The following is a 21,413-nucleotide window of genomic DNA, read 5'->3' on the forward strand; positions in this document are numbered from 1 at the left end:
GGTTTTTGTCTTGAAGTTTTGATTGGCGCTTGATACAATAAATATGAGCGGCCGGAACGTATCCGACCCAAGGGAGGAAATGACATATGAAATTCTTAGTTGAGACTTCTGCCCGTCACGTACATGTGACCAAAGAGACCTTGGAGACCCTGTTTGGCAAAGGCTTTGAGCTGACCGTGAAGAAGGAGCTTAGCCAGCCCGGCCAGTATGCTTCCGAGCAGCGCGTGACCGTTGTTGGCCCCAAGAAGGAGCTGGCCAATGTGTCCATCCTGGGCCCCTGCCGCAATGCGGATCAGGTGGAGCTGTCCGCTTCCGATGCCCGTTCCATCGGCATTGCCGCTCCCGTTCGTGAGTCCGGCGACATCGCCGGTTCCGGCGCCTGCAAGCTGGTTGGCCCCTGCGGCGAGGTTGAGCTGAAGGAAGGCGTGATCGTTGCCAAGCGTCACATCCATGTGACTCCTGAGGACGCCGAGAAGCTGGGCGTACAGGACAAGGAGATCGTAAAGGTAGCCTGCGGCAAGGAAGGCCGTAAGCTGGTATTCGACGACGTTGTGATTCGTGTGAGCGAGAAGTTCGCCACCGCCATGCACATCGATACCGACGAGTCCAATGCCTGCCTGGGCGCCAACGAGGGCGAGATCGTTAAGTAAGAGATTGCATTTGCAGCAATAAAAATACCCCCTGTTCACTTGGAACAGGGGGTATTTTTATTTTGGAAAACAGCATACATCAGGGAGAGGAGCCTCCGAAACACAGGAAAGAGAAAACAGAAGGAATCGGAGTGTTACGATAGCAGAAATGATCAGATTTCACAGATTTGTTTCCTGAAAAGTAAAAAAATAGTGTGTTTACGCCATATTCTGAAACAACATTTCATGATTCTTTGAATATCTTGACTACGTTTTTTTAAAACGTATAATAAAGCCATAAACAGAGAACGGTCAGAAAGGAGCATTTTAATGGATATTCGCAACTACACGCAGAGCGATGAGGCGCAGGTAGTTGATCTTTGGAATCGAAGCTGTGTCTTTGACGCCATTGACGTCCGCAAATTCCGCCGGCAGGCGATTCTGGATGAGAACTTCGATCCGAGCCTGAGCTGGGTGGCCCTGGACGGGGAAACGGTTGTCGGGTTTGTGTTTGCCACAAAGCGGAAGTTCCCTTATCTGGAGCGGGGGCTGGAACCGGAGCGGGGCTGGATCAATGTGCTCTTTGTGGATCGGGCTTACTGGCGGCAGGGCATCGGAGGTCAGCTTCTGGAACGGTGCGAAACGGCACTCAGAGAGTTGGGATGTAAAAACATTACGCTGGGAGCATATTCGCCCAACTACTTTTTCTGGGGCGTTGATCCCGGAAACTATCCTCAGGCGGTGCATTTCTTTGAAAAGCACGGCTACCAGCCGCTGGAAAAGCACTACTCCATGGAAAAGGATCTTCATGGCTATCAGATTCCGGAGAATATACTGGAACGCAAGGCATCTGCCGAGGCGAAAGGGTTCCGCTTTGTGGGCTTTGATTATTCCTATACGCTGGAGCTGCTGGAATTTCTGAAGGTGGAATTTGGCGGTGGATGGAAACGGAACGCACTGATTGCCATGCAGAACAATCAGGCGGAGGATCTGATTCAGCTGGTGCTTGCTCCGGATGGGCGGATCTGCGGCTTCTGCATGCGGGCAATTGATGGCAATCCCATGCGTTTTGGCCCCATCGGAATTGCAGCTGCCCAGCGCAACGAGGGCCTTGGCACCATCCTGCTGGATGTTCAGTGCTATGAAATGTGTAAGAAGGGCGTTTATCACATGTATTTTGTCACGACCGACGACCCGGGACGCAGATACTATGAACGCCAGGGCTTGCGGGTATTTCGCGAATTTGTTACCTACAAAAAAGAAATCGAGTGAATAAGGCGGTGAAGAGTGGTGAGCGAAATCAAACGTGTGGTGTCCATTGGTGCGCATTCCCTTGACGCAGAACTTCTGGGCGGCCCGCTGCTGCTGAAATATGCAAAGCAGGGCGCACACTGCACCTGCATTCATGTGACGCAGGGTCGGCTGGAAGATCCCAATGCCACCCAGGAGGAGAAGGACGCATACCTGAAGGAGCTTCTGGTTCAGAACCGGAAGGCGGCTGCCGAATTGGGGGCAGATACCATCTGGTTGGGTTATGTATCCAGTAATATGCCCAGTCTGAATGATTTTGCAGACCGGCTGGAACAGTACTTTGTGGAAGAAAAGGTGGATCTTGTGATCACCCACTGGCGGGGATCCATGCATCCGCGGCATATCAATACCCACGATGCCGTGGTCACGGCGGTCAAACGCCTGCGGCAGAAGGACAGCCGGATTCGACTGGTTTACGGTGAGACCTTTGAGGATCTGGTGGGCTTCATTCCCCAGGCGTACTTTGTGCTTACCGAGGAAGAGGTGGCCCAGTGGTATAAGGCACTGAACACGTACACTGTGTTCCGGGGCGGAGTGAACGATTTCCCCTATCAGAAGTATTATCCCACCAATTTGCAGATCCGACAGATCGAATCCGGAAGCAGCGGGGCAACCGTGTGCTATATGTACGCAAGTCTGATTGAAAATGAGCTTTGGTAAAGGAGGAAGGTTCAATGAGCGAGACTTATGTGCGCGTGGACGACCGACTGATCCACGGCCAGACCATTGTGGCCTGGTGCCCCACGTTGGGCATCAAGCAGATTATTGCAATCGATGACGTGAGCGCCTCCAACCCGATGCTGCGCTCCATCCTGGCCATGAGCGTTCCCAAAATCTACGATACGCACATCGTTACGGTGGAGGAGGCACGGGAGCTGCTTCAAACACCCTGCCAGGGAAACCGGCTGGTCATCGTCAAGTTCCCGGAAAAACTGATGGAGATTCAACAGGAGATTGCAGGCTGTGAACAGATCTATCTGGGCAACATTGCAAAACGGGCGGATACCAACCATCAGATGACCGGCGCAACCGGCATTTTCTATCTGAGCGATCAGGACGTCGCGAACCTGAATACGCTGGCGGCCAGCGGTTTTAAAATTGCGTTTCAACAGCTGCCCACTTCCACAAGAACGGAATGGGATTCCTTTGTCAAATCACTTTGATCCAGAGGAGGAAAGAACATGACGACGCTACAAATTATTCTGATTGCACTGTTTATTTATCTGGGTTCCATTGGTTCGATTGTGGGCAATACCATCGGCTGGTATACCCTGGGGCGCCCGCTGGTTGCGGCGTTCATTGTAGGTCTGATCATGCAGGACGTGCAGAGTGCCATGATTGTGGGTATTGCCCTGCAGATCATGTATATGGGCAACGTGACTCCCGGCGGTGCGGTCGCATGGGATCTTTCCTACGCCACCTACATCGGAACGGCCGGTGCACTGGTGTTCGGCAAGGGGCTGGATTCCACGGAGCTGATCGGCATGGCAGTTATCTTTGCGGGCATTGGTGGTCTGGTTGGCCAGCTGATGTGGAACGTTTCCTATGCACTGAACCTGCCGTTGAACCGCATTGCGCAGAAGTATGCGGCACAGGGCGAAACCAGAAAAATGTGGATTCCCAATGTGGCACTGGCACAGACCATTGGTTTCCTTTGCAGGGTTGTACCTGCTCTGATTGTTCTTACTTCCATGACCGCGGCCAGCCAGCAGGCAGATTTCGCCTCGCTGATCCCGGGCTGGGTTACCACCGCACTGGGTATTTTTGGCGGTATGATGGCTGCTCTTGGTATGGGAATCATCCTTTCCTTCCTGTGGAAAAAGCAGTATCAGATTGTGATTTTCCTGGCTGGTTTTATTCTGGTTACCTACTTTGAACTGAGCATGATGGCGGTTGCAGTCATCGGCGTGATCATCGCAGTTCTTTATTTTTACGGGTTTTCCAACACGGAGAATAGGGAGGGCATCAAATCATGAGTGAAGTCACGAAAAAAATCAGCCCGAAAACGCTGAAGAAATCGTTTCTCACCTGGTTTTTCTTCAACGGCTGTTCCCAGCAGGCAGAATCCATGCTTGGTATGGCCTTCGGGCATGCAATGTCCCCGGTGATCGACGAGTTGTATGATACCAAAGAAGAAAAGGCAGAAGCATTGCAGCGCAACATCACCCTGTTCAATACCGAGGCGCAGGTGGGCTCCATCTGCAACGGCATTGTCTGTGGTCTGGAGGAATCCAAGGCGAACAAGCAGTGCACCTCGGAGGTGATCGATTCGGTGAAGGTGGCGCTGATCGGCCCCACGTCCGCCATCGGTGATTCCCTGTGGGTTGCCACCATCATTCCCATCCTGCTTACCATCTGCATGTCCATTTCCCAGGCGAATCAGGCGATTTCCTGGATGGGCGCAGTTCTGTACATGATTGTTTATCCCATCGGCACCTTCCTGCTGAGCTGGTGGCTGTTCCGGCTGGGGTATCGCTCCGGGCTCACCGGCATGCAGTCGATGATGAGCAGCGGCAGGCTGGATCAGCTGACCAATGCCATGACGATTCTTGGCCTGATTGTGACTGGCGCGCTTACCGCTTCCTATGTGAGCTTCCCTCTGCCCATTCAGATTGTGAAGGATGTTTTTGATGCAAGCACCGGCGAGATATTGGAGGGCGTTGTGCTCTTCAATGCGGACGACATGCTGAACGGCATCTTCCCCCATCTGCTGCCGCTGCTGTTGACCCTGGGGGTTTATTATCTGTATGCCAAGAAAAAGTGGTCTCCCCTGAAACTGATGGGCGTGATTCTGGTTCTGGCGCTGGCCGTGACCGGTATTGGCTATCTGTTCGGCGTATACACCTGATCTGGCTGATGCCGATACACATGACGGCAAGGTGATGTTTCATGAAGAATGTGATCGTGCGATTCCGGGAATATGAACCCCATGCAAGCAGTGCAGAGCGGGGGATCGTTCAGCTTGTGCTGAAAGCTCCGGAAAAAATTCTGGAATACAATTCCCACCAGCTTGCTGAGGCGGCTTTTTCCTCGCCGGCCACAGTGGTCAGGCTTTGTAAAAAGATCGGGTTTTCCGGCTACAAGGCCATGCAGCAGGCGCTGATTCGGGATCTTTCCGCAAAACAGAAAAAAGAGGAGCAGATCCAGGCGGACATCCAGCGGGACGACAGTCTGGAGCAGATCATTGCCAAGGTAACCTACAAGAATATCGATTCGCTGGAAACCACAGGGAAGCTGCTGGACGAAGCAACCATCTGCCAGTGCGTGGATCTTCTGGAGGATTGCACCAACATTGCGCTGTTTGGATTGGGCTCCTCGCTGCTGGTGGCGCGGGATGCCTGCCAGAAATTTTTGCGGGTGAACAAAACGTGCCTCGTGGCGGATGACTGGCACATGCAATTGTTGTATGCCAAGAATCTGACCGAGCAGGATGTGGCCATTGCCATCAGCTATTCCGGAATGACCAAGGAGATCCTGGAATGTGCAAACGAAGCCAAACGGAAGGGCGCGCCGCTGATTGCCATCACACGGTTTGCGGATTCCAGCCTGGTTCGTTTGGCGGACTACAATCTTTATGTGGCTGCATCGGAGGTGCTTGTGCGCAGTGGGGCAATGTCCTCCCGAATTTCGCAGCTGAATGTGGTGGACATTCTGTATACCGCTTACATCAACCGCCACTTTGACGAGCATGTGCTGCAGGCCCAGAAAACCTATATGCAAAAGGAAAATGAACGCAAGGAGGGAGATGTGTAGCGATGACTGACGAATGTTTGGCAGCTCTGAGTACCGAAACCCCCAATCCAAGATCAGCGAATATGGATCAGATGGCCGTCCGGGATCTGCTTATGCTGATGAATGACGAAGATCAGAATGCGGTACGCGCTGTGCGGGAAGCCATCCCTGCCATTGAACGGGCAGTGGAGATGGTGGTCGCAGCCATTCAGGCGGGCGGACGACTGATTTATATCGGCGCGGGCACCAGCGGACGTCTTGGTGTGATGGATGCCGTGGAGTGCAGCCCAACCTTCTCCACAACCGATGAAGTGACCGCCGTTATGGCAGGCGGAGAAAGCGCCTTTGTAAAAGCCAGAGAGGGCGCGGAAGATTCGCAGGAGCTGGCGGCGCAGGATCTGGAGCAGGTGAATCTCAAATCCAGCGATGTGGTGTTGTCCATCGCGGCATCAGGCCGCACACCCTACTGCATCGGCGCACTGAAAAAGGCACGCAGCGTGGGTGCGGGCTGCATCAGCCTTGCCTGCAACAGAAACGCGGCCATTTCGCAGTTTGCGGATGTGGCCATTGAAGTGGATGCGGGGCCGGAGGTACTGACCGGCTCCACACGCCTGAAGGCGGGCACCTGCCAGAAACTGATTCTGAACATGATCTCCACCACATCCATGGTGGGTGTGGGCAAAGTGTTTGGAAATTATATGGTGGATATGAAGGCCACAAATGAAAAGCTGAGAAACCGGGCCAGACGAATCGTAATGGCCACCACTCATTGCGAGGAGCAGGACGCGGAGCAGGCGCTGCAGGATGCGGGAAATTCCATTAAAACAGCAATTGTGATGAGAATGACCGGAATGCCGCGCACAGAGGCCGAGGAGACGCTTCAGCGGGAACATGGTTACGTAAGACGCTGTATTCAGCATGAGGAAGGATAACAGGAATGTGTAATTTGATTGTTGTCGGGCACGGAATTTACGGCACATCGGTTCAGCGCAGCTTGAGCATGATTTACGGTGAAACGCCCGGAATGTATTTTATCGACTTTGAACCGGAGGATTCTGCCGATATACTGCGCCAGAAGTTGCAGAATGCCATCGGGCAATGTGGCGGGCAACCGATCCTGTTCTGCTGCGATATGGTGGGCGGCACGCCTTTCAACGAGTGCATCAAGCTATCGGTGGAAAATGCTTCTCAGGAAACCGTGGCAGGGCTGAACCTTTCTGCCTTTGCGGAAATCGCATTCGCGCTGGATCAGCCGCTGGATCAGCTGGCCCAGCAGGCAGAGAATGCCACCAAAGAATATGTGCAGTGGGTTCACCTGTAAAGGCGGATCCTCAGCAGGGCAAAAACGCATCATAGCCCAAAACGAAGCCCCCCGACCATCAGGCCGGGGGGCTTTTCTGTCGGAAGAAAATTAAGCAAAAGAAAACCCCGTTCCCAAAGGAACGAGGTTTTTTGGTGGAGATAAGCGGGATCAAACCGCTGACCTCTTGAATGCCATTCAAGCGCTCTCCCAGCTGAGCTATACCCCCATATATCTGTGGCCGTCTTGCGACCGCTCGATTATTATAGCAGGAAATACATGACGTGTCAACAGAAAAATACAAAAAATTCGATAAAATTTTGAGCAGGCGAAATGGAGCATAGTGCATTCCCGGAAATAAGATCAGGGAATGCGCCGATCATGGCCCGAAGAAGGGATTGATGATTGGAAGAGAAAAGAGGCGCAAGCGCACGAACACGATCTTTCACACAGGCAAAAAGAAAACCCCGTTCCCAAAGGAACGAGGTTTTTGGTGGAGATAAGCGGGATCGAACCGCTGACCTCTTGAATGCCATTCAAGCGCTCTCCCAGCTGAGCTATACCCCCAGATGTTTGCGGCCGTTTTGCGACCGCTTGTTTATTATAGCAGGACTTCCATTGATCGTCAATACCTAATTTGAAAAAATTTTCATTTTTTGCGAAAGCAGAAAGCTGCGCACTCTGTGCACTCCGAGCAGGTACGAAAAGGCAGGCAGCGGGCCAAGGATGGAAAAATCCGGTGCAAGGATTTGATGGACGAAAACGGGGAAAAAGTGTATGATGGTTTCACAGAGTTAGCTTATGCTAACCTCAGAAAGACAGCGCACCGCCTTTGGGGATGCCGCACTGCGGCGGGCGGGGAAGCTGCTGTTTTCCACATAACCCTCCATAACGAAAATGCCAGAGGGCGGCGCCGGTTTTGCTTCCGGCGCCGCCCTCGGCGTTTGCATATCGAAAAATCAGAACAGCCGCTGGCCCTGCACATACTTGGCACAGGGAGCGCCGTCGCCCAGATAGATCATCCGCTCCAGCCGCTCGGGCAGGCTGCACAGCCGGGTAGTGGGCAGGTTGGAATCGTCCATCACGATGGCGTCGAACTCATAGCCGGGCTCGAAGCTGCCCACCTTGCCGAAGAAGGCGCCGCCGCCCTTGGTGGCCAGATACAGCACCTCCGGCATGGTCAGGGCAGGGGTGTTCTGGTCTACCAGCCGCCAGCGCAGCTTGGAGCACTGGATGGCGTCGGTCATGGCCCGGAAGATGGACAGGTGTGCGCCGCCGGCCACGTCGCTGCCCAGGCCTACCTTCTGGCCCTCCAGCAGGTAGCTCTTGATGGGAGCGATACCGGAGGAAACGTTCATGTTGGACTGGGGGCAGTGGGCGATGAATACACCGTTCTCCTTCATGCGGGCACGCTCTTCCGCGCCGCTCCACACGCAGTGGGCCATCACAGTGGGGCACTCGCCGCCGAACAGGCCGAACTGCTCGTAGGCTTCACCGTAGAAGCGGGTGCCGGGGCACAGCTCGCTCACCCACTTGATCTCGGAAAGGTTTTCCGACAGGTGCGACTGCATGGGCACGCCGAACTCCTTCTGCAGCTCGCCCAGACCGGCCATCAGCTCGTCGGTGCAGCTGGGGGTGAAGCGGGGAGTGAGCATGGGCTTGCTCTTGGTAAAAACAGCGCTGTCCAGCAGCCACTGGCGGGTTTCCGCCAGGGATTCCTCGCAGGTTTCCCGCAGAATGTCCGGGCTGTTGCGGTCCATGTTTACCTTGCCCACATAGCAGCACAGGCCGGCCTTTTCCAGCAGCTCCATCAGCTTCAGGGTGGCGGGGCGGTGAATGGTGGCAAAGATGCAGGCACGGGTGGTGGCGCTGTGCAGCAGCTGCCGGGTGAAGATGCCGTAGGCCTTTTCCGCGTATTCCAGATCGGCAAACTTGCTCTCCTCGGGGAAGGCGTTGGCTTCCAGCCACTGCAGCAGCTCCATGTCCATGCCCAGGCCCCGGTAGGCGTACTGGCTGGCGTGCACATGCAGGTCCACCAGACCGGGCAGAATCAGCTTGCCGCTGTGGTCCTCCACCGGCAGATCCTTATACTGTTCGGGCAGCTGGGCGAATACGCCCGCCACCTTCTGATCCACGCATACCAGATAGCTTTCCGGGTAGATGGCCAGCTGGCCGGGAGCAGGGGTGAAGAAGATATTGCCCTTCAGGGCAAATGAGGTCTGGTTCATGAAGTACTCCTTTTATTACATTATAAATGAAAAAAAGCATCATAGAAAATGGCCGCCGAATATTATAACGGAATTCACGCAAAAGGGCAAGGGGAAAATGCAACAGAAAATCTCTTGCATTTGTGGTGGTTTTATTATATAATAGCACTGTTCGGACAGAGCCAAAACGGTGCGCTGTTCGGCATACGGATGCGGGCCCTGTGCGATGGGGCCCCATGAACCATGTCAGGCGGGGAACCGAGCAGCATTAAGTGGTCTGCCCTGTGCGCCGCAGGCAGCCTGCATCCGTATGCCAAGCAGCGCAAAGGCAGGCGCATTGGCGCTTGCGGGCCTGTCCGTTTTTTGTACCGGCAGAAAGGAGGGCACGGCAGGATGTATCGGGCGCTTTACCGCAAATGGCGGCCCCGCACCTTCGAGGACGTGGTGGGCCAGCAGGGCATCGTGGCGGCCCTGAAAAACCAGATCGCCACCGGCCGTGTGGGCCATGCCTATCTGTTCACCGGTACCCGGGGCACCGGCAAGACCACCTGCGCCAAGATTTTTGCCAAGGCAGTAAACTGCCAGGACAAAACCAGCCCGGATCCCTGCGGCGTCTGCCAGATCTGCAAGGGCATTGACGACGGTTCCATTCTGGACGTGGTGGAGATCGACGCCGCCTCCAACAACGGCGTGGACAACATCCGCGACCTGCGGGACGAGACCGCCTATACCCCCAGCGCCTGTGCCTATAAGGTATATATCATCGACGAGGTGCACATGCTCTCCATTGCGGCGTTCAATGCGCTGCTGAAAATCATGGAGGAGCCGCCCAGTCATGTGATCTTCATTCTGGCCACCACCGAGATTCACAAGGTGCCGGCCACCATTCTGTCCCGCTGTCAGCGGTACGACTTCGGCCGCATCAAGCCGGAGGACATCGCCGCCCGGGTGAGCTATGTGGCCGCCCAGGAGCAGCTGGAGCTGACCGAGGGCGCGGCGGCGCTGATCGCCCGTCTGGCGGACGGCGCACTGCGTGACGCGCTGTCCATTCTGGATACCTGCGCGGGCGTGTCCACTCAGATTGACGAGGAGCTGGTGCGGCGGATGGCCGGTGTGACCGACCGCAGCTACCTGTTCCGGATCAGCAACGCGCTGCACAATAAAAATGCAACTGAAGCGCTGGCCGAGGTGGCTCAACTGCGCCAGCAGTCGGTGGACATGAAGCGCCTGTGCGAGGAGCTGATCAGCCATTACCGCAACCTGATGCTGGCTGCTCTTCCCGGCGGCAAGGCCCTGCTCAGCGGGGTGGCCCCGGAGGAGGAAGCCCGGTATCTGCAAACTGCCGAGGGCATCCGACAGGGCGAGAGTGTGCGGGCCATCCGCCTGCTGGGCTCCGCACTGGAAAAGATGGGCCGCGGCACCGACCAGCGCATCGAGCTGGAGCTGGCCCTCTTCGCATTGACCGAAACGCCGCAGGCTGCCCAGCAGCCGGTTCAGACGGCGCCGGTGCAGAGTGTTCCGGCCCAGCAGGCCCCGGCCTTTGGCCAGCAGAGCGCGGCCCCCTTTGCGGCGGCGCCCTTCGCTGCCGCCGATCCCGCACCCTTCGCGGTGCGCCAGCAGACCGAGCCCGCAGCACAGCCGCAAACCGCCCAGAACAGCGCCCGGCAGAGCGTTCCGGCCCAGAGTCAGGATCTTCCTCCCTGGGAGCTGGAAACGCCCCCTGTGAGCGCACAGGAGGCCCGGGAGATGGCAAAGCCGGCGGAGGCGCCCATCGCGGCGGCCCAGCAGACGGAGCCTTTGCCCTGGGAGGCGGAGCCCATCCAGCAAAAGGAGGTGCCGCCCCCGGTGCAGCAGGCCCAGCCCAAACGGCAGAGCCTTGCGGCCCCCGCCAAGGGCGAGCCGCCCCAGCCCTTTGAGCCATGGCCCCAGGTGGTTGCCATTCTGGAAACCCGGGACCGGCAGCTCTATTCCCACCTTCACAAGTCCCGCGCCGTGTACGACGGCCGACGGGTGCTGATCGAAGGCGGGCCAACCTTCCGTGACTTCATCCGTGTGAACAAGGAATCCCAGGAGATCCTGAAGCAGATCATCCAGGAGGTGACCGGTGTGCGCTGCGGCATTGGCCCCTATGTGGACAAGTCCAAGGCAAACGGCGTGTCTCACACGGTGGAAGATACTTTAAAAGAACTCGCGGCCCAAGGGGTCGACGTGGTCTACAATGACAAATAAGCTAAGGAGAGAACAACCATGAAAGCAAGACTGCCCCAGGGCTTTGGCAAGCCCGACGTGAACGCCCTGATGCGCCAGGCCCAGAAGATGCAGGAAGAGATGAAGGCCAAGCAGGAGGAGCTGGAGAACACCGAGTACCAGGCTTCCGCTGGCGGCGGCATGGTTCAGATCACCATGACCGGCAAGCACGAGATCACCTCCATCAAGATCAATCCTGAAATCGTGGACAAGGACGACATCGAGATGCTGGAGGATATGGTGGCCGCTGCTGTGAACGAGGCCGTTCGCGTGGTGGACGCTGACTCCGACAAGGCCATGCAGGAGCTGACCGGCAACGCCAACTTCCCCGGCCTGTAAGGAGCGATCAGCATGGGATACAACGCCGCGCCGCTGGAGCGGCTGGTGGAACAGTTTTCCAAATTCCCCGGCATCGGGCGCAAAGGCGCTACCCGCATGGCCTATCAGGTGCTGAGCATGCCCGCCGCCGAGGCGGCGGAGCTGGCCCGGGCCATTGAGGAGGCGCACACCAAGCTGCACCGGTGCAAGGTCTGCCAGGATTACACCGAGAACGACCTGTGCAAGGTCTGTTCCTCGCCCAAGCGGGATCATTCGGTGATTTGCGTGGTGGAAAGCCCCCGGGATGTGACAGCCTTCGAGCGCACCCGGGAGTATAATGGATTGTACCATGTGCTGCACGGCCTGATCTCGCCCATGGATGGCATCGGCGCCGATCAGCTCTGCGTGAAGGAGCTGCTGGCCCGCCTGCACGACGGCGAGGTGAAGGAGGTCATCATGGCCACCAACCCCACCGTGGAGGGCGAAGCCACCGCCATGTATCTGGCAAAGCTCATCAAGCCCCTGGGCATCAAGACCACCCGCCTGGCCTACGGCCTGCCGGTGGGCTCCAGCCTGGAATACGCCGACGAGACCACCCTGTACAAGGCGCTCAGCGGCCGGGGCGAGCTGTGAGTGGCTTGACAAAGCCGGCCGCAGCGGGTTATACTTTGTAAACAGAAGCTGGGGGCGCACACCGGAGGAGGTGACGAAATGCCCGAGCAGGTGAAAACCAAACAGATCGCCGCCAACCGGCAGGCACGGCACGAGTATTTCGTCATGGAAAGCCTGGAAACAGGCATTGAGCTGGTGGGCACCGAGGTGAAAAGTCTCCGCATGGGCCAGGTGAACATGAAGGACTCTTGGGTGGATGTGGAGAACGGGCAGCTGATCGTGTACGGAATGCACATCAGCCCCTATGAAAAGGGCAATATCTTCAATCGGGACCCGTTGCGGCCCCGGCGGCTGCTGGCTCATAAAAACGAGATCCGCAAGCTGGCGCAGGAGATCAAATTGCAGGGCTATACCCTGATTCCGCTTTCGCTTTATTTCAAGCATGGCAGGGTAAAGCTGGAGCTTGGCCTGTGCAAGGGCAAAAAGCTGTACGACAAGCGGGCCACCGCGGCTCAGCGTGCCGCCCAGCGGGACATTGACCGGGCCATGAAAACACAGCGGCGGTAAGGCCGCAGATTCAAAAAGCGCAGATTCGCTTTCCGGGCGGAATTTCCGCCCTTTTATGGGGATGTAAAGGTTTCGACGGGGAGAGGAAAGCGCGAGCAGCGGGTAGTGGATGGGGGCCACACTTTAAACGTCTCCGAAAAAATAGCTAACAACAATAAATTAGCTGTCGCTGCCTAATTATAGGCGGCTGTCCTGCCTGTCTTAGTACCGAACAGGGCCAGGGCATCGATTAGGTACTGAACGTGAGCAGCCTTAAGCTTTGCGGGCGGCCATGAACTCATGAAGCTACCAATGTGTCGGCCTGTTTGCCGGCCTGGCACAAAGGAAATGTTGTAGACAAACTGCACCCGGAGATACTCTCGTGGACTTCTTTTCGGACGCGGGTTCGATTCCCGCCATCTCCACCATAAAAAGCCCGAATGCAACAGCATTCGGGCTTTTTCCTTTTTCACTCTTCACTTTTCACTTTTCACTTGCCGTTGGTGCCTGTGTGAAAGTTTGTCGCTGCCTTTACAGCGCCCTTTTCTGCGCAATCAGCCGCGCGAACTCCTTTTCCAGTTCTTCCCTGTTCTCACAGCCTGGAAGCGACAGCCGCGAAATCACCTCGGCCAGCCGCAGCTCCAGCAGAGCCTTGTCGATTTTCTTTTCCGATTTTGTTTCGATCTGTTTTTTCTCCCAGGCGGTAAGGTTACCCTCAAAAGCAAGGAGCTTTCTGTTTTCAATCCGCAGAATCCGGGTGGCACAGGCATCGGAAAAAGCCCGGTCATGGGAGACGAACAGAACGGTTCCTTCATAGTCCTGCACCATTTTCTGCAGCGCCTCAATGGCGGGCATATCCAGAAAGTTCGTGGGCTCGTCCAGCAAAAGCAGGTTGGCAGGGGAGCCAAACAGCCTGGCAAAGGCCAGCTTGACCCGTTCGCCGCCGCTTAAGACACCAGCTTTTTTGAACACATCCTCCCGGCGGATCAAAAGCCTTGCCAGAATTCCACGCATGGTGCCCTCGCTCTGAACGGAGTTTTCCATCACATTCTCCAAAACTGTTTTGTCCGGGTCCAGAGCATCCAGACTTTGCCTGAAGTATCCGATTTTGGCTTTGGGAACCAGATGGATTCCCGGCGCACCAGACACAATCAGCTCCATGAGGGTGGTTTTTCCTGCTCCGTTGGGCCCGATCAGGGCAGTTTTGCTTCCCTTTGGCAGGGAGAAGGAGGCGTTTTCAAAAATCAGAACATCTCCATAGCGGAATGTGATGTGGCTGCCGGTGACGATTTCCCGGTTGGCGGGCGCGTCTGTGAGAGAAAAATCGATTCGAACCGTGGGATTTTCCTGCGGTTTTTCTTTTACTTCCAGCTGTTCCAGACGGGATAAAAGTGTTTTCCGGGTGCTGTCCAGCTTTTCCATTTTTTCGCCCGCCGCCCGTTTGTGGAGCCGTGCTTCGGAATTGCCCATCCGGCTGGGGGCTTTTCGAACACTTTGGCTGGCCTGGCTCCGCTGGCGAGCCGCCTGTTCCAGTCGGGCTTTTTCGCAGCGGTACTGCTGATACTCAAATTCCTGCCGCCGGAAGGCTTCATCCCGCTGCCTGCGATAAGCGGTGAAATTACCCGTGTAAAAATGAAGCTGCCCGTCCTTTACCTCAATGATGCGGGTACACAGCCGGTTCAGGACGGCCCGATCGTGGCTGATGAGCAACAGGGTGGGGCACTGCTCCAGCATCCGGCAGCAGAGCTCCACCCCCTCCGCATCCAGATTTGCGGTGGGCTCATCCGCAAAGGTTAAAAGCGAATCCTTCTTCATGGCTGCCAGACCCAGACGGGTCATCTCGCCGCCGCTCAAGTGTTCCCGGGAAAGCTTTCCCGAAAGCCCCAGTTCACGACATTTTTGCGGGTCTGCCCGTTCCACCTGTTTTCGAAACTGCCGGAAATAGCTCACCGGTACCTTGCGGATCACGGTTCCCTCGTCCGGAATCAATTCCCCGGACAGGATGTTCAGAAGCGTGGTTTTGCCTGCACCGTTGGCCCCCACGATGCCGATTCGGTCGCCTTCATATACATGGAGTTTTTCAAATTCCAGAATTTTCCGTTCCCCAAAATACTGGACGATGTGGCTTGCAGACAACAAAATTTTGGACATAAAAATACCTCTCCGGCCTTGCAGAAGGCGCTGGAGGGCGATTTGGGCGCAAAAAAGCCTGGAAATACGCGATGCCGCATATTTCCAGACCATCCCCGAAACACATGGAAAGGCCCAGCAACATCCGCCCGGTTCCAGCACAAACAAAGGGTTCAAGACCCCTTCTGCAGTTCAGAATACTGTTTGTGTGAAATCTTCAGCGAATGCGCATTCCGGCTGTACCTTTCCCTTTCTTTATGATTTGATCTAAGCATAGCACAGTTGCCGGTTTTGGGCAAGCGGTTTAGCGCGGCCCCGGAGGAAAAGCAACTCGGCCAGGCCTATTCCGATTGTTTTATAAGGAGTTGAACAGATCAATGACCTCCTGAGGAAGCGAGCCGTTGTTCAGCAGGACCAGGCCGTCGTGGGCGAGGACCGAAAAATCGCCGAAGCCCTCCAGCGTCACGATACCTTCGGATTCCGCCTTTTTGTATGCGTCGGACTCCGGGTCAAACTGGTACAGCTCGATCTTATAGTCATCGCACTGGTATTTGTATCCGGCTTCGCCGCCGATGTATGTTGCATCCATGGTGACACGCTCGGAATAGGAAATTCCAAGAGCGGCAAGCCCATCTTCAAAACGCTGGAAGGCGCCGGAATCCGGGGTTACGAGTTCCGGCGCGGAGACAGATGCGTCCGCCAAATCCGAGGCGGAAGAGTCGGCCTCGGCAACATAGAAATTATCAAAGTGGATGACACTGGAGGATTCCGGCGAGGAAGTTGCTTCACCGGAGGATGCAGGTGCGGAGGCCGCGGAGGAGGATGCGCTGGAGGATTCCGGGGCAGAAGCCGGTGCACGGGAAGCGAGGGTGCTGGAAGCCGGGGCCGAGCAGGCGGCCAGCATCAGGGCCAGAACTGCAGCCAGAAGGATAGAACGTTTTTTCATGAAAATCACCTCAATAGAAAAAGAAGCACAGGAACCAACAGGGCGCAGGAGTCAATACCTTTTGTCAAAAGTGGGATGGCCCACCCCAACGTTCTTGACCATCCTGCGCACTTTTTTGGCCGGAAGGAAAACGCAGGAACTGTTTGTGGACTTGCCGGAGTATTCCAGCGGCGTATTGCTATCCATAGTGCACTACAATTGGATGATGATTTCCAGCGCCTTCCAGTAGAACCAGCGGTGGCGGACGGTAGCCTGCGGATTGTAAAAAACCGGGGCGACTTTTATAATAAAAGTGACTGCTGCGAGCAAACAGGCGGCCGGGTTTCGGAAGCAGGAGGGAAGAGAATGCGAAAACAAATGAATTTTAAAATGGCGGTTCTTATCCTGGTGGGGATCGTTTTGCTTCTTCAGGTGATGGGGGCTCTGGGCATTGGAGTTCAGAAATCTTCCGCGAATCTGCAAATCGGCTATTGGGAAAAAAGCAGTGCCCAAAGTTGGTCGGCGGATTATGTTTTATGGGATGGCTGGCAGCAGCGAACCTTGCACCCAACCACGCAGCCCGCTACGCTTCATGTAACGGTGCAGACCGATGCGGGCAGCTGCGCGCTCCAGATCGAAAGCGCCGATGGAGAAATTCTGTTTGAACAGGAAGACCTCACAACCTCAGCCTTTGATGTGGAGGTGCCCGGAGATGTGGTGGTGCGCTTCACCGCTGACCGGCACAAAGGCGGCTTTTCCGCGGAGATCTTGGAGTGACCGTGTGGCTCCAAGCACAAGAGTGAATGAACCCGGTAATATTATACCAAAACGCCTGTCCGGCAAATATAATCCGGGCAGGCGCTTTTTTTATGATGCAGTGGCATGACGAACAGGCTCAGGCGGCCATGCCGGAGAGAAGGGCAATCTTTCGGCCCGCAAGGTGCTGAAACAGGGCGATGACACGGCCCACGCCGATCACCGCCAGCACCGTGCCCAGCCCCACGCCCACCAGATGGCCGGTGAGAAGCAGCCCCAACAGGATGGTGAGGGTGATGTTGCAAAGGTCAAAACAGTTTTTGGTGAAGCCGACGCTCCGGTGCACGCAGTCCGAGAGGGTCTGCACAATGCCGTCGCCCGGGTTGGGCACAATCCGCATGGAAAGCGACATGGCCGCGCCCACGCCGGTGAACAGAATCGCCAGCAGCAGCACCACAAGGCGAAGGGGAAACCGGTCTGACCAGCCCGCCGCCCCGGCGGAAAGATCCGGGAAAAAGGCCCCGAACAGATTCAGAAAACGGGTAAAAACAAGGCTGAGGGGAATCTGTAGAACATCCATCAGCAGCACCAGCCGCTGGTCGGTCTCCGGATGCTGCTTCCATTGAATGGCGTGCAGAATCAGCTGAACCAGCACAAACACGCAGTAGAGGAACATGGTGGTGTCGCCGAAGTTGGGCGTAAAAATCTGGGACACGCTGTAAGAAACCGAGATGATGGGGGAAACACCAAGGCCGGCCTTGGTGTTCAGGGTCAGCCCCAGGGCCAGAATCAGAAGGCCCAGAACATAAAAGAAAATGCGATACAAAACCTGCTTTTTCAAAAATAGGATCTTCTTTCTCTTTGGGATAAAAACCGTTCGCAGCACTTGCAGCCGCCGGCCGGTACGGCTGCAACGCATGTTTGAGCGGTTTTGGGGAATGCACAAACAAAAAGCAGCTTCGCACCGAAAACAGTGCGAAGCTGCCGGATTCAAACCGGTGGAACAAAGGGAACAATCAGCGCATGTCGATGTTCAGCTTGTGCTTCAGGTTGCCCAGAATCTTGTTCATGAAGCGGTCCACATCCTTGGGGGTGAGGGCCTTGTCGGTGGGAACAAAGAAGATCTTGAAGGCCATGCTCTTCTTGCCCTCGCCAATCTGCTCGCTGCGGTACACGTCGAACAGCTCCACGTCGCCCACCTGCTTGCAGGCAGAACGGATGGCATCCACCAGAGTGCCGCAGGCCATGCCCTCTTCCACCACCAGAGCCAGGTCACGGGTCACGGTGGCAAACTCGGAAATGGGCTGGTAGCGCATGCCCTCGGGCAGCAGAGCGCACAGGGCGTTGTAGTCAATCTCACCCAGGAAGATCTTGTGGTTGGCCTTGCTGTCCTTGGGAAGCTTCAGCTCGCCGGTTACCTGATTGGCCAGCTTGCCGAACACGCCAACCCGTTTGCCACCACACAGGATGTAGGCGGAGATACCGGGGTGCAGGTAAGGCACGTCCTCGGCGCGCTCGTAGTCGAAACGAACGCCGAAGGCCTCGGCCAGAGCTTCCATGGTGCCCTTCACGGTGAAGAAATCCTCCTCGTCGCCGAAGGCTGCGAAGCCCAGGTGGGGGATCTCGTCCGGCAGCTGGGTCACGGGCAGCTCCCTAGGGGCATACACGTTGGACAGCTCAAACAGCCGGCCGGCGTTGTTGCCCTTCTTCAGGTTCTCCACCACGGTGTTCAGCATGGAGGGGGCCAGCAGGGGCCGCATGATGGTCAGGTTGGAGGTGATGGGGTTGAGCAGACGGATCACCCGGCGCTCGGGGGCGTCCTCGGCCAGATGCAGTGCGTCCAGATCGGCGTCTGCATAGAAGGCCAGAGTGGAGATCTCGTAGTAGCCCTGACCGCACAGGGTGCGCTTGAGCTTGGCACGGCGCTGCTGGGCGGGATTCAGGCCGCCGTTGGTCACGCTGGAGTCCTGCAGGAAGGTGGGCACGATGTGCTCGTAGCCGTATTCACGGATGACCTCTTCGGCCAGATCGGGCTCACCGATCTCAATGTCCTCACGGTAGCGGGGAGCGGTCACGTCCAGCACGTCGCCGTCCTGCTTTACCTCGAACTGCAAACGGCGCAGGATGTCCAGAATGGCCTCGGCGGGTACCTCAATGCCCAGAATCCGGTTGATGCCGCTGATGGTGGCGGTGAACCGCTTGCCCTCGCGGGGAGCGCCGGCGCTCACGTCGAAGGCGCTGGCGGTCACTTCGCCGCAGCCCAGCTCCTGAATCAGGTGCAGGGCGCGGGCCATGCCCAGCTCGCAGGTGTACTCGGAAATGCCCTTCTCGTAGTGGCTGGAAGCATCGGTGCTCTGGCCCAGGCTGCGGGAGGTTTTGCGGATGTTATCCCGCATGAACTTGGCGGACTCGAACAGCAGCTGGGTGGTGTTCTCGGTGATTTCGCTGTTCAGACCGCCCATGATGCCGGCCAGGGCAACGGGTTTGGAGCCATCGCAGATGACCAGATTGCTGTCGTTCAGCTGGAACTCCTTGCCGTCCAGGGTGACGATGGACTCGTCGTTGCGGGCACGGCGCACGATGATCTGGGTGCTCTCCAGCGTGGACATGTCGAAGGCGTGCATGGGCTGGCCGATTTCCAGCATCACGAAGTTGGTGATGTCCACCACGTTGCTGATGCTGCGCAGGCCGCACAGGGCCAGATACCGGCGCATCCACTGGGGAGACTGGCCGGGGGTGATGTTGCGCACGCCGTGGCCCAGATAACGGGGGCACAGGTCCAGCGCCTCCACGGTGATGTTCAGGCCGGGGTAGGTGTAATCGCTGGTGGTGTAGTCGGTGGCGGGCATCTTCAGGGGCTTGTTCAGCACCGCGGCCACCTCGCGGGCAATGCCCAGCACGGACTGGCAGTCCGCACGGTTGGCGGTGACCGAGATATCGAAGATGTAATCGTCCATGCCCAGCAGGGGCTTCACGTCCGCGCCAACGGGTGCATCCTCAGGCAGCACCAGCAGGCCGAAATAATCGGCGCCGGGGTACAGGTCGTCGTTCAGGCCCAGCTCCACGCCGCTGCACAGCATGCCGAAGCTCTCGTAGCCCCGCAGCTTGCCCTTCTTGATGGTCAGAACGCCTTCCACGGTCTTGTGGTCCTTGCCGGTGGCCAGCACGGTGGCGCCCACCAGAGCACAGGGGTACTTGCCCCCGGCGCGCACATTGTCGGCGCCGCAGCAGATCTGCAGCAGCTCGCCGGTGCCAGCGTCCACCTTGCACAGGGAAAGATGGGTGTCCGGAATCTTCTCGCACTCCACCACATGGCCGACCACCACGCCGGAGATGTCCTTGCCCACGGGGATCAGCTCTTCTACCTCAAAACCGCAGCTGAAGAGCTTTTCCTCCAGCTCCTGGGCGGTCACGTCAATGTCTACATATTCCTTCAGCCAGCTGAATGGTACTTTCATGGGTTTGCCTCCTTAGTCCTTGAACTGCTTCAGGAACCGCAGATCGTTCTCATAAAGCAGGCCGATGTTGTTGATGCCGTATTTCAGCATGGCGATACGCTCGATGCCGATGCCGAAGGCCAGGCCGGAGTATTCGTTGGGGTCAATGCCGCAGTTCTCCAGCACCTTGTGGTGCACGATGCCGCCGCCCAGAACCTCGATCCAGCCGGTGCCCTTGCACAGCGAGCAGCCCTTGCCGCCGCACTCAAAGCAGCTCACGTCCACCTCCACGCTGGGTTCGGTGAAGGGGAAGTAGCTGGGCCGCAGGCGGGTCTTGACCTCGCTGCCGAAGATCTTCTTCACGAACTCGTCCAGCATGCCCTGCAGATCGCACAGGGTGATCTTCTTGTCCACAACCAGACCTTCCATCTGATGGAACATGGGGGAGTGGGTGGCGTCGCTGTCCGAACGGAACACGCGGCCGGGTACCAGCACCTTGATGGGGGGCTTCTCGGCGTCCATCACGCGGATCTGCCCGGGGCTGGTGTGGGTGCGCAGCACGATGTCCTCGGCCACATAGAAGGTATCCTGCATGTCACGGGCGGGGTGGTTCTTCGCCACGTTCAGCCGGGTGAAGTTGTGGTCGTCGTCCTCGATTTCGGGGCCTTCGTAGATTTCAAAGCCCATACCGGCGAACACGTCCACCATCTGATCCTTCACGATGGTGATGGGATGCAGCGAGCCCATGGGCCGCTTCACAGCGGGCATGGTGATATCCACCTGCTCGTTCTTGTTGCGGGCCTGCAGTTCCTTCTGGTCCATCTCGGCGCGCACTTCCTGATAACGCTGCTCGGCGTAGGCCTTGAACTGGTTGATCACCTTGCCCATGGCGGGGCGTTCCTCAGCGGAAACCTTGCCCAGCTCCTTCATCAGCCCGGCGATGCTGCCCTTTTTGCCCAGGTAAGCCTGCCAGAATTCGGCCAGCTCTTCCTGAGACTGCACAGCGCCAAGCGAAATCTCCATCTGCTCTTTCAGAGCATTGATCTTTGCTTCCATAATACACCTCATTTTCGATGATAAAAAAGAACAGCCCCGCCCCGCAACACAACGGGACGAAGCTGTAAACTCCGTGGTACCACCCATATTCCGCCGCAAAAAGCGACGGCACTTTCGGCGCCGGTAACGGGGCGAACCGTTCCGCACTACTGAGGCCGCAAAAGGCCCGTTGGCACGAACTGCTCCGGAGGGAATTCGCATCGCTCT

Annotated in this window: 20 protein-coding genes, 2 tRNA genes, 2 other RNA genes and 1 other annotated feature (1 of these 25 running past the window's edge); of the genes, 16 read left to right on the forward strand and 8 right to left on the reverse strand. The window is 56.9% G+C overall.

Features of this window, described 5'->3' with window-relative positions; genetic code table 11:
* Window positions 1–86: 86 nt before the first annotated feature.
* The 9 genes from ACESYO_RS11040 to ACESYO_RS11080 all read left to right on the forward strand — a co-directional run bounded on the left by ACESYO_RS11040 (window position 87) and on the right by ACESYO_RS11080 (window position 6,993).
* A complete protein-coding gene (locus tag ACESYO_RS11040) occupies window positions 87–650 on the forward strand; it encodes a PduL/EutD family phosphate acyltransferase (protein WP_058965817.1) in 564 nt (187 codons plus the stop codon).
* 309 nt (window positions 651–959) lie between these two features.
* Window positions 960–1,901 (forward strand): GNAT family N-acetyltransferase, encoded by a 942-nt coding sequence (locus ACESYO_RS11045; protein ID WP_058965819.1) that lies wholly within the window; start codon window positions 960–962, stop codon window positions 1,899–1,901.
* Window positions 1,902–1,919: 18 nt separating this feature from the next.
* Window positions 1,920–2,600 carry a PIG-L deacetylase family protein gene (locus ACESYO_RS11050; RefSeq protein ID WP_058965990.1) on the forward strand — a complete coding sequence of 227 codons (681 nt, stop codon included), beginning with the start codon at window positions 1,920–1,922 and terminating at the stop codon, window positions 2,598–2,600.
* 14 nt (window positions 2,601–2,614) lie between these two features.
* Window positions 2,615–3,103: a PTS system mannose/fructose/N-acetylgalactosamine-transporter subunit IIB gene (locus ACESYO_RS11055; protein WP_058965820.1), complete on the forward strand. Its 489-nt coding sequence runs from the start codon at window positions 2,615–2,617 to the stop codon at window positions 3,101–3,103.
* A gap of 18 nt (window positions 3,104–3,121) precedes the next feature.
* Complete coding sequence (locus tag ACESYO_RS11060; RefSeq protein WP_058965822.1) at window positions 3,122–3,916, forward strand: PTS mannose/fructose/sorbose/N-acetylgalactosamine transporter subunit IIC; 795 nt, start codon at window positions 3,122–3,124, stop codon at window positions 3,914–3,916.
* Window positions 3,913–4,788 carry a PTS system mannose/fructose/sorbose family transporter subunit IID gene (locus ACESYO_RS11065; RefSeq protein WP_058965824.1) on the forward strand — a complete coding sequence of 292 codons (876 nt, stop codon included), beginning with the start codon at window positions 3,913–3,915 and terminating at the stop codon, window positions 4,786–4,788. The genes ACESYO_RS11060 and ACESYO_RS11065 overlap by 4 nt, the downstream gene beginning before the upstream one ends.
* 41 nt (window positions 4,789–4,829) lie before the next feature.
* Window positions 4,830–5,693 (forward strand): MurR/RpiR family transcriptional regulator, encoded by an 864-nt coding sequence (locus ACESYO_RS11070; protein WP_058965826.1) that lies wholly within the window; start codon window positions 4,830–4,832, stop codon window positions 5,691–5,693.
* A gap of 2 nt (window positions 5,694–5,695) precedes the next feature.
* Complete coding sequence (gene murQ, locus ACESYO_RS11075; RefSeq protein WP_058965828.1) at window positions 5,696–6,604, forward strand: N-acetylmuramic acid 6-phosphate etherase; 909 nt, start codon at window positions 5,696–5,698, stop codon at window positions 6,602–6,604.
* A gap of 5 nt (window positions 6,605–6,609) precedes the next feature.
* On the forward strand, window positions 6,610–6,993 hold the full coding sequence (locus ACESYO_RS11080) for a PTS sugar transporter subunit IIA (RefSeq protein ID WP_082669645.1): 384 nt from the start codon (window positions 6,610–6,612) through the stop codon (window positions 6,991–6,993).
* Window positions 6,994–7,125: 132 nt separating this feature from the next.
* Here ACESYO_RS11080 and ACESYO_RS11085 read toward each other — a convergent pair.
* From ACESYO_RS11085 to ACESYO_RS11095, 3 genes are all read right to left on the reverse strand, one after another.
* Window positions 7,126–7,201: transfer RNA gene (locus tag ACESYO_RS11085), tRNA-Ala, on the reverse strand.
* A 262-nt stretch (window positions 7,202–7,463) separates the two neighbouring features.
* Window positions 7,464–7,539 (reverse strand) — tRNA-Ala (locus ACESYO_RS11090).
* Between the two features lie 392 nt (window positions 7,540–7,931).
* The gene (locus tag ACESYO_RS11095; protein ID WP_276872366.1) at window positions 7,932–9,200 is read right to left on the reverse strand and encodes an amidohydrolase family protein; all 1,269 of its coding nucleotides are present in this window, start codon (window positions 9,198–9,200) and stop codon (window positions 7,932–7,934) included.
* 189 nt (window positions 9,201–9,389) lie between these two features.
* Here ACESYO_RS11095 and ffs point away from each other — a divergent pair.
* The 6 genes from ffs (at window position 9,390) to ssrA (ending at window position 13,330) form a co-directional block, all read left to right on the forward strand.
* Window positions 9,390–9,488: signal recognition particle sRNA small type (ffs, locus tag ACESYO_RS11100), an RNA gene on the forward strand.
* Window positions 9,489–9,572: 84 nt separating this feature from the next.
* Complete coding sequence (gene dnaX, locus ACESYO_RS11105; protein WP_373210023.1) at window positions 9,573–11,408, forward strand: DNA polymerase III subunit gamma/tau; 1,836 nt, start codon at window positions 9,573–9,575, stop codon at window positions 11,406–11,408.
* Window positions 11,409–11,426: 18 nt separating this feature from the next.
* On the forward strand, window positions 11,427–11,765 hold the full coding sequence (locus tag ACESYO_RS11110; RefSeq protein ID WP_058965836.1) for a YbaB/EbfC family nucleoid-associated protein: 339 nt from the start codon (window positions 11,427–11,429) through the stop codon (window positions 11,763–11,765).
* Window positions 11,766–11,777: 12 nt separating this feature from the next.
* Window positions 11,778–12,377, forward strand: coding sequence for a recombination mediator RecR (recR, locus tag ACESYO_RS11115; RefSeq protein WP_373210024.1), 600 nt, complete (start codon window positions 11,778–11,780; stop codon window positions 12,375–12,377).
* A 78-nt stretch (window positions 12,378–12,455) separates the two neighbouring features.
* Window positions 12,456–12,923 carry an SsrA-binding protein SmpB gene (gene smpB / locus ACESYO_RS11120; protein ID WP_058965841.1) on the forward strand — a complete coding sequence of 156 codons (468 nt, stop codon included), beginning with the start codon at window positions 12,456–12,458 and terminating at the stop codon, window positions 12,921–12,923.
* Between the two features lie 57 nt (window positions 12,924–12,980).
* Window positions 12,981–13,330, forward strand: a transfer-messenger RNA (tmRNA) gene (gene ssrA, locus ACESYO_RS11125).
* 103 nt (window positions 13,331–13,433) lie between these two features.
* Here the strand turns inward: ssrA and abc-f are convergent.
* Complete coding sequence (abc-f, locus tag ACESYO_RS11130) at window positions 13,434–15,053, reverse strand: ribosomal protection-like ABC-F family protein (RefSeq protein ID WP_373210025.1); 1,620 nt, start codon at window positions 15,051–15,053, stop codon at window positions 13,434–13,436.
* A gap of 334 nt (window positions 15,054–15,387) precedes the next feature.
* Entirely contained in the window at window positions 15,388–15,978 is a 591-nt protein-coding gene (locus tag ACESYO_RS11135; RefSeq protein ID WP_373210026.1) for a hypothetical protein, read from the reverse strand.
* A 75-nt stretch (window positions 15,979–16,053) separates the two neighbouring features.
* On the opposite strand from ACESYO_RS11135, the gene ACESYO_RS11140 reads away from it, so the two are divergent.
* The gene (locus tag ACESYO_RS11140) at window positions 16,054–16,734 is read left to right on the forward strand and encodes a hypothetical protein (protein WP_373210027.1); all 681 of its coding nucleotides are present in this window, start codon (window positions 16,054–16,056) and stop codon (window positions 16,732–16,734) included.
* Between the two features lie 118 nt (window positions 16,735–16,852).
* Here the strand turns inward: ACESYO_RS11140 and ACESYO_RS11145 are convergent, their stop codons facing one another.
* The 3 genes from ACESYO_RS11145 to pheS form a co-directional block, all read right to left on the reverse strand.
* On the reverse strand, window positions 16,853–17,554 hold the full coding sequence (locus tag ACESYO_RS11145) for a DUF6198 family protein (RefSeq protein WP_373211276.1): 702 nt from the start codon (window positions 17,552–17,554) through the stop codon (window positions 16,853–16,855).
* A 175-nt stretch (window positions 17,555–17,729) separates the two neighbouring features.
* Entirely contained in the window at window positions 17,730–20,171 is a 2,442-nt protein-coding gene (gene pheT / locus ACESYO_RS11150; protein ID WP_373210029.1) for a phenylalanine--tRNA ligase subunit beta, read from the reverse strand.
* 12 nt (window positions 20,172–20,183) lie between these two features.
* Entirely contained in the window at window positions 20,184–21,206 is a 1,023-nt protein-coding gene (gene pheS, locus ACESYO_RS11155) for a phenylalanine--tRNA ligase subunit alpha (protein WP_058965854.1), read from the reverse strand.
* 49 nt (window positions 21,207–21,255) lie between these two features.
* Window positions 21,256–21,413 (reverse strand) — a binding site (T-box leader) (it continues 78 nt past the right edge of the window).

It is taken from the genome of Allofournierella massiliensis, assembly GCF_964241245.1.
GTDB lineage: Bacteria > Bacillota > Clostridia > Oscillospirales > Ruminococcaceae > Allofournierella > Allofournierella massiliensis.

Coding starts and splice junctions, on each gene's coding strand:
- ACESYO_RS11040 (WP_058965817.1), top strand. CDS start 87: ATGAAATTCTTAGTTGAGACTTCTGCCCGTCACGTACATGTGACCAAA.
- ACESYO_RS11045 (WP_058965819.1), top strand. CDS start 960: ATGGATATTCGCAACTACACGCAGAGCGATGAGGCGCAGGTAGTTGAT.
- ACESYO_RS11055 (WP_058965820.1), top strand. CDS start 2,615: ATGAGCGAGACTTATGTGCGCGTGGACGACCGACTGATCCACGGCCAG.
- ACESYO_RS11060 (WP_058965822.1), top strand. CDS start 3,122: ATGACGACGCTACAAATTATTCTGATTGCACTGTTTATTTATCTGGGT.
- ACESYO_RS11065 (WP_058965824.1), top strand. CDS start 3,913: ATGAGTGAAGTCACGAAAAAAATCAGCCCGAAAACGCTGAAGAAATCG.
- ACESYO_RS11070 (WP_058965826.1), top strand. CDS start 4,830: ATGAAGAATGTGATCGTGCGATTCCGGGAATATGAACCCCATGCAAGC.
- murQ (WP_058965828.1), top strand. CDS start 5,696: ATGACTGACGAATGTTTGGCAGCTCTGAGTACCGAAACCCCCAATCCA.
- ACESYO_RS11080 (WP_082669645.1), top strand. CDS start 6,610: ATGTGTAATTTGATTGTTGTCGGGCACGGAATTTACGGCACATCGGTT.
- ACESYO_RS11095 (WP_276872366.1), bottom strand. CDS start 9,200: ATGAACCAGACCTCATTTGCCCTGAAGGGCAATATCTTCTTCACCCCT.
- dnaX (WP_373210023.1), top strand. CDS start 9,573: ATGTATCGGGCGCTTTACCGCAAATGGCGGCCCCGCACCTTCGAGGAC.
- ACESYO_RS11110 (WP_058965836.1), top strand. CDS start 11,427: ATGAAAGCAAGACTGCCCCAGGGCTTTGGCAAGCCCGACGTGAACGCC.
- recR (WP_373210024.1), top strand. CDS start 11,778: ATGGGATACAACGCCGCGCCGCTGGAGCGGCTGGTGGAACAGTTTTCC.
- smpB (WP_058965841.1), top strand. CDS start 12,456: ATGCCCGAGCAGGTGAAAACCAAACAGATCGCCGCCAACCGGCAGGCA.
- abc-f (WP_373210025.1), bottom strand. CDS start 15,053: ATGTCCAAAATTTTGTTGTCTGCAAGCCACATCGTCCAGTATTTTGGG.
- ACESYO_RS11135 (WP_373210026.1), bottom strand. CDS start 15,978: ATGAAAAAACGTTCTATCCTTCTGGCTGCAGTTCTGGCCCTGATGCTG.
- ACESYO_RS11140 (WP_373210027.1), top strand. CDS start 16,054: ATGGCCCACCCCAACGTTCTTGACCATCCTGCGCACTTTTTTGGCCGG.
- pheT (WP_373210029.1), bottom strand. CDS start 20,171: ATGAAAGTACCATTCAGCTGGCTGAAGGAATATGTAGACATTGACGTG.
- pheS (WP_058965854.1), bottom strand. CDS start 21,206: ATGGAAGCAAAGATCAATGCTCTGAAAGAGCAGATGGAGATTTCGCTT.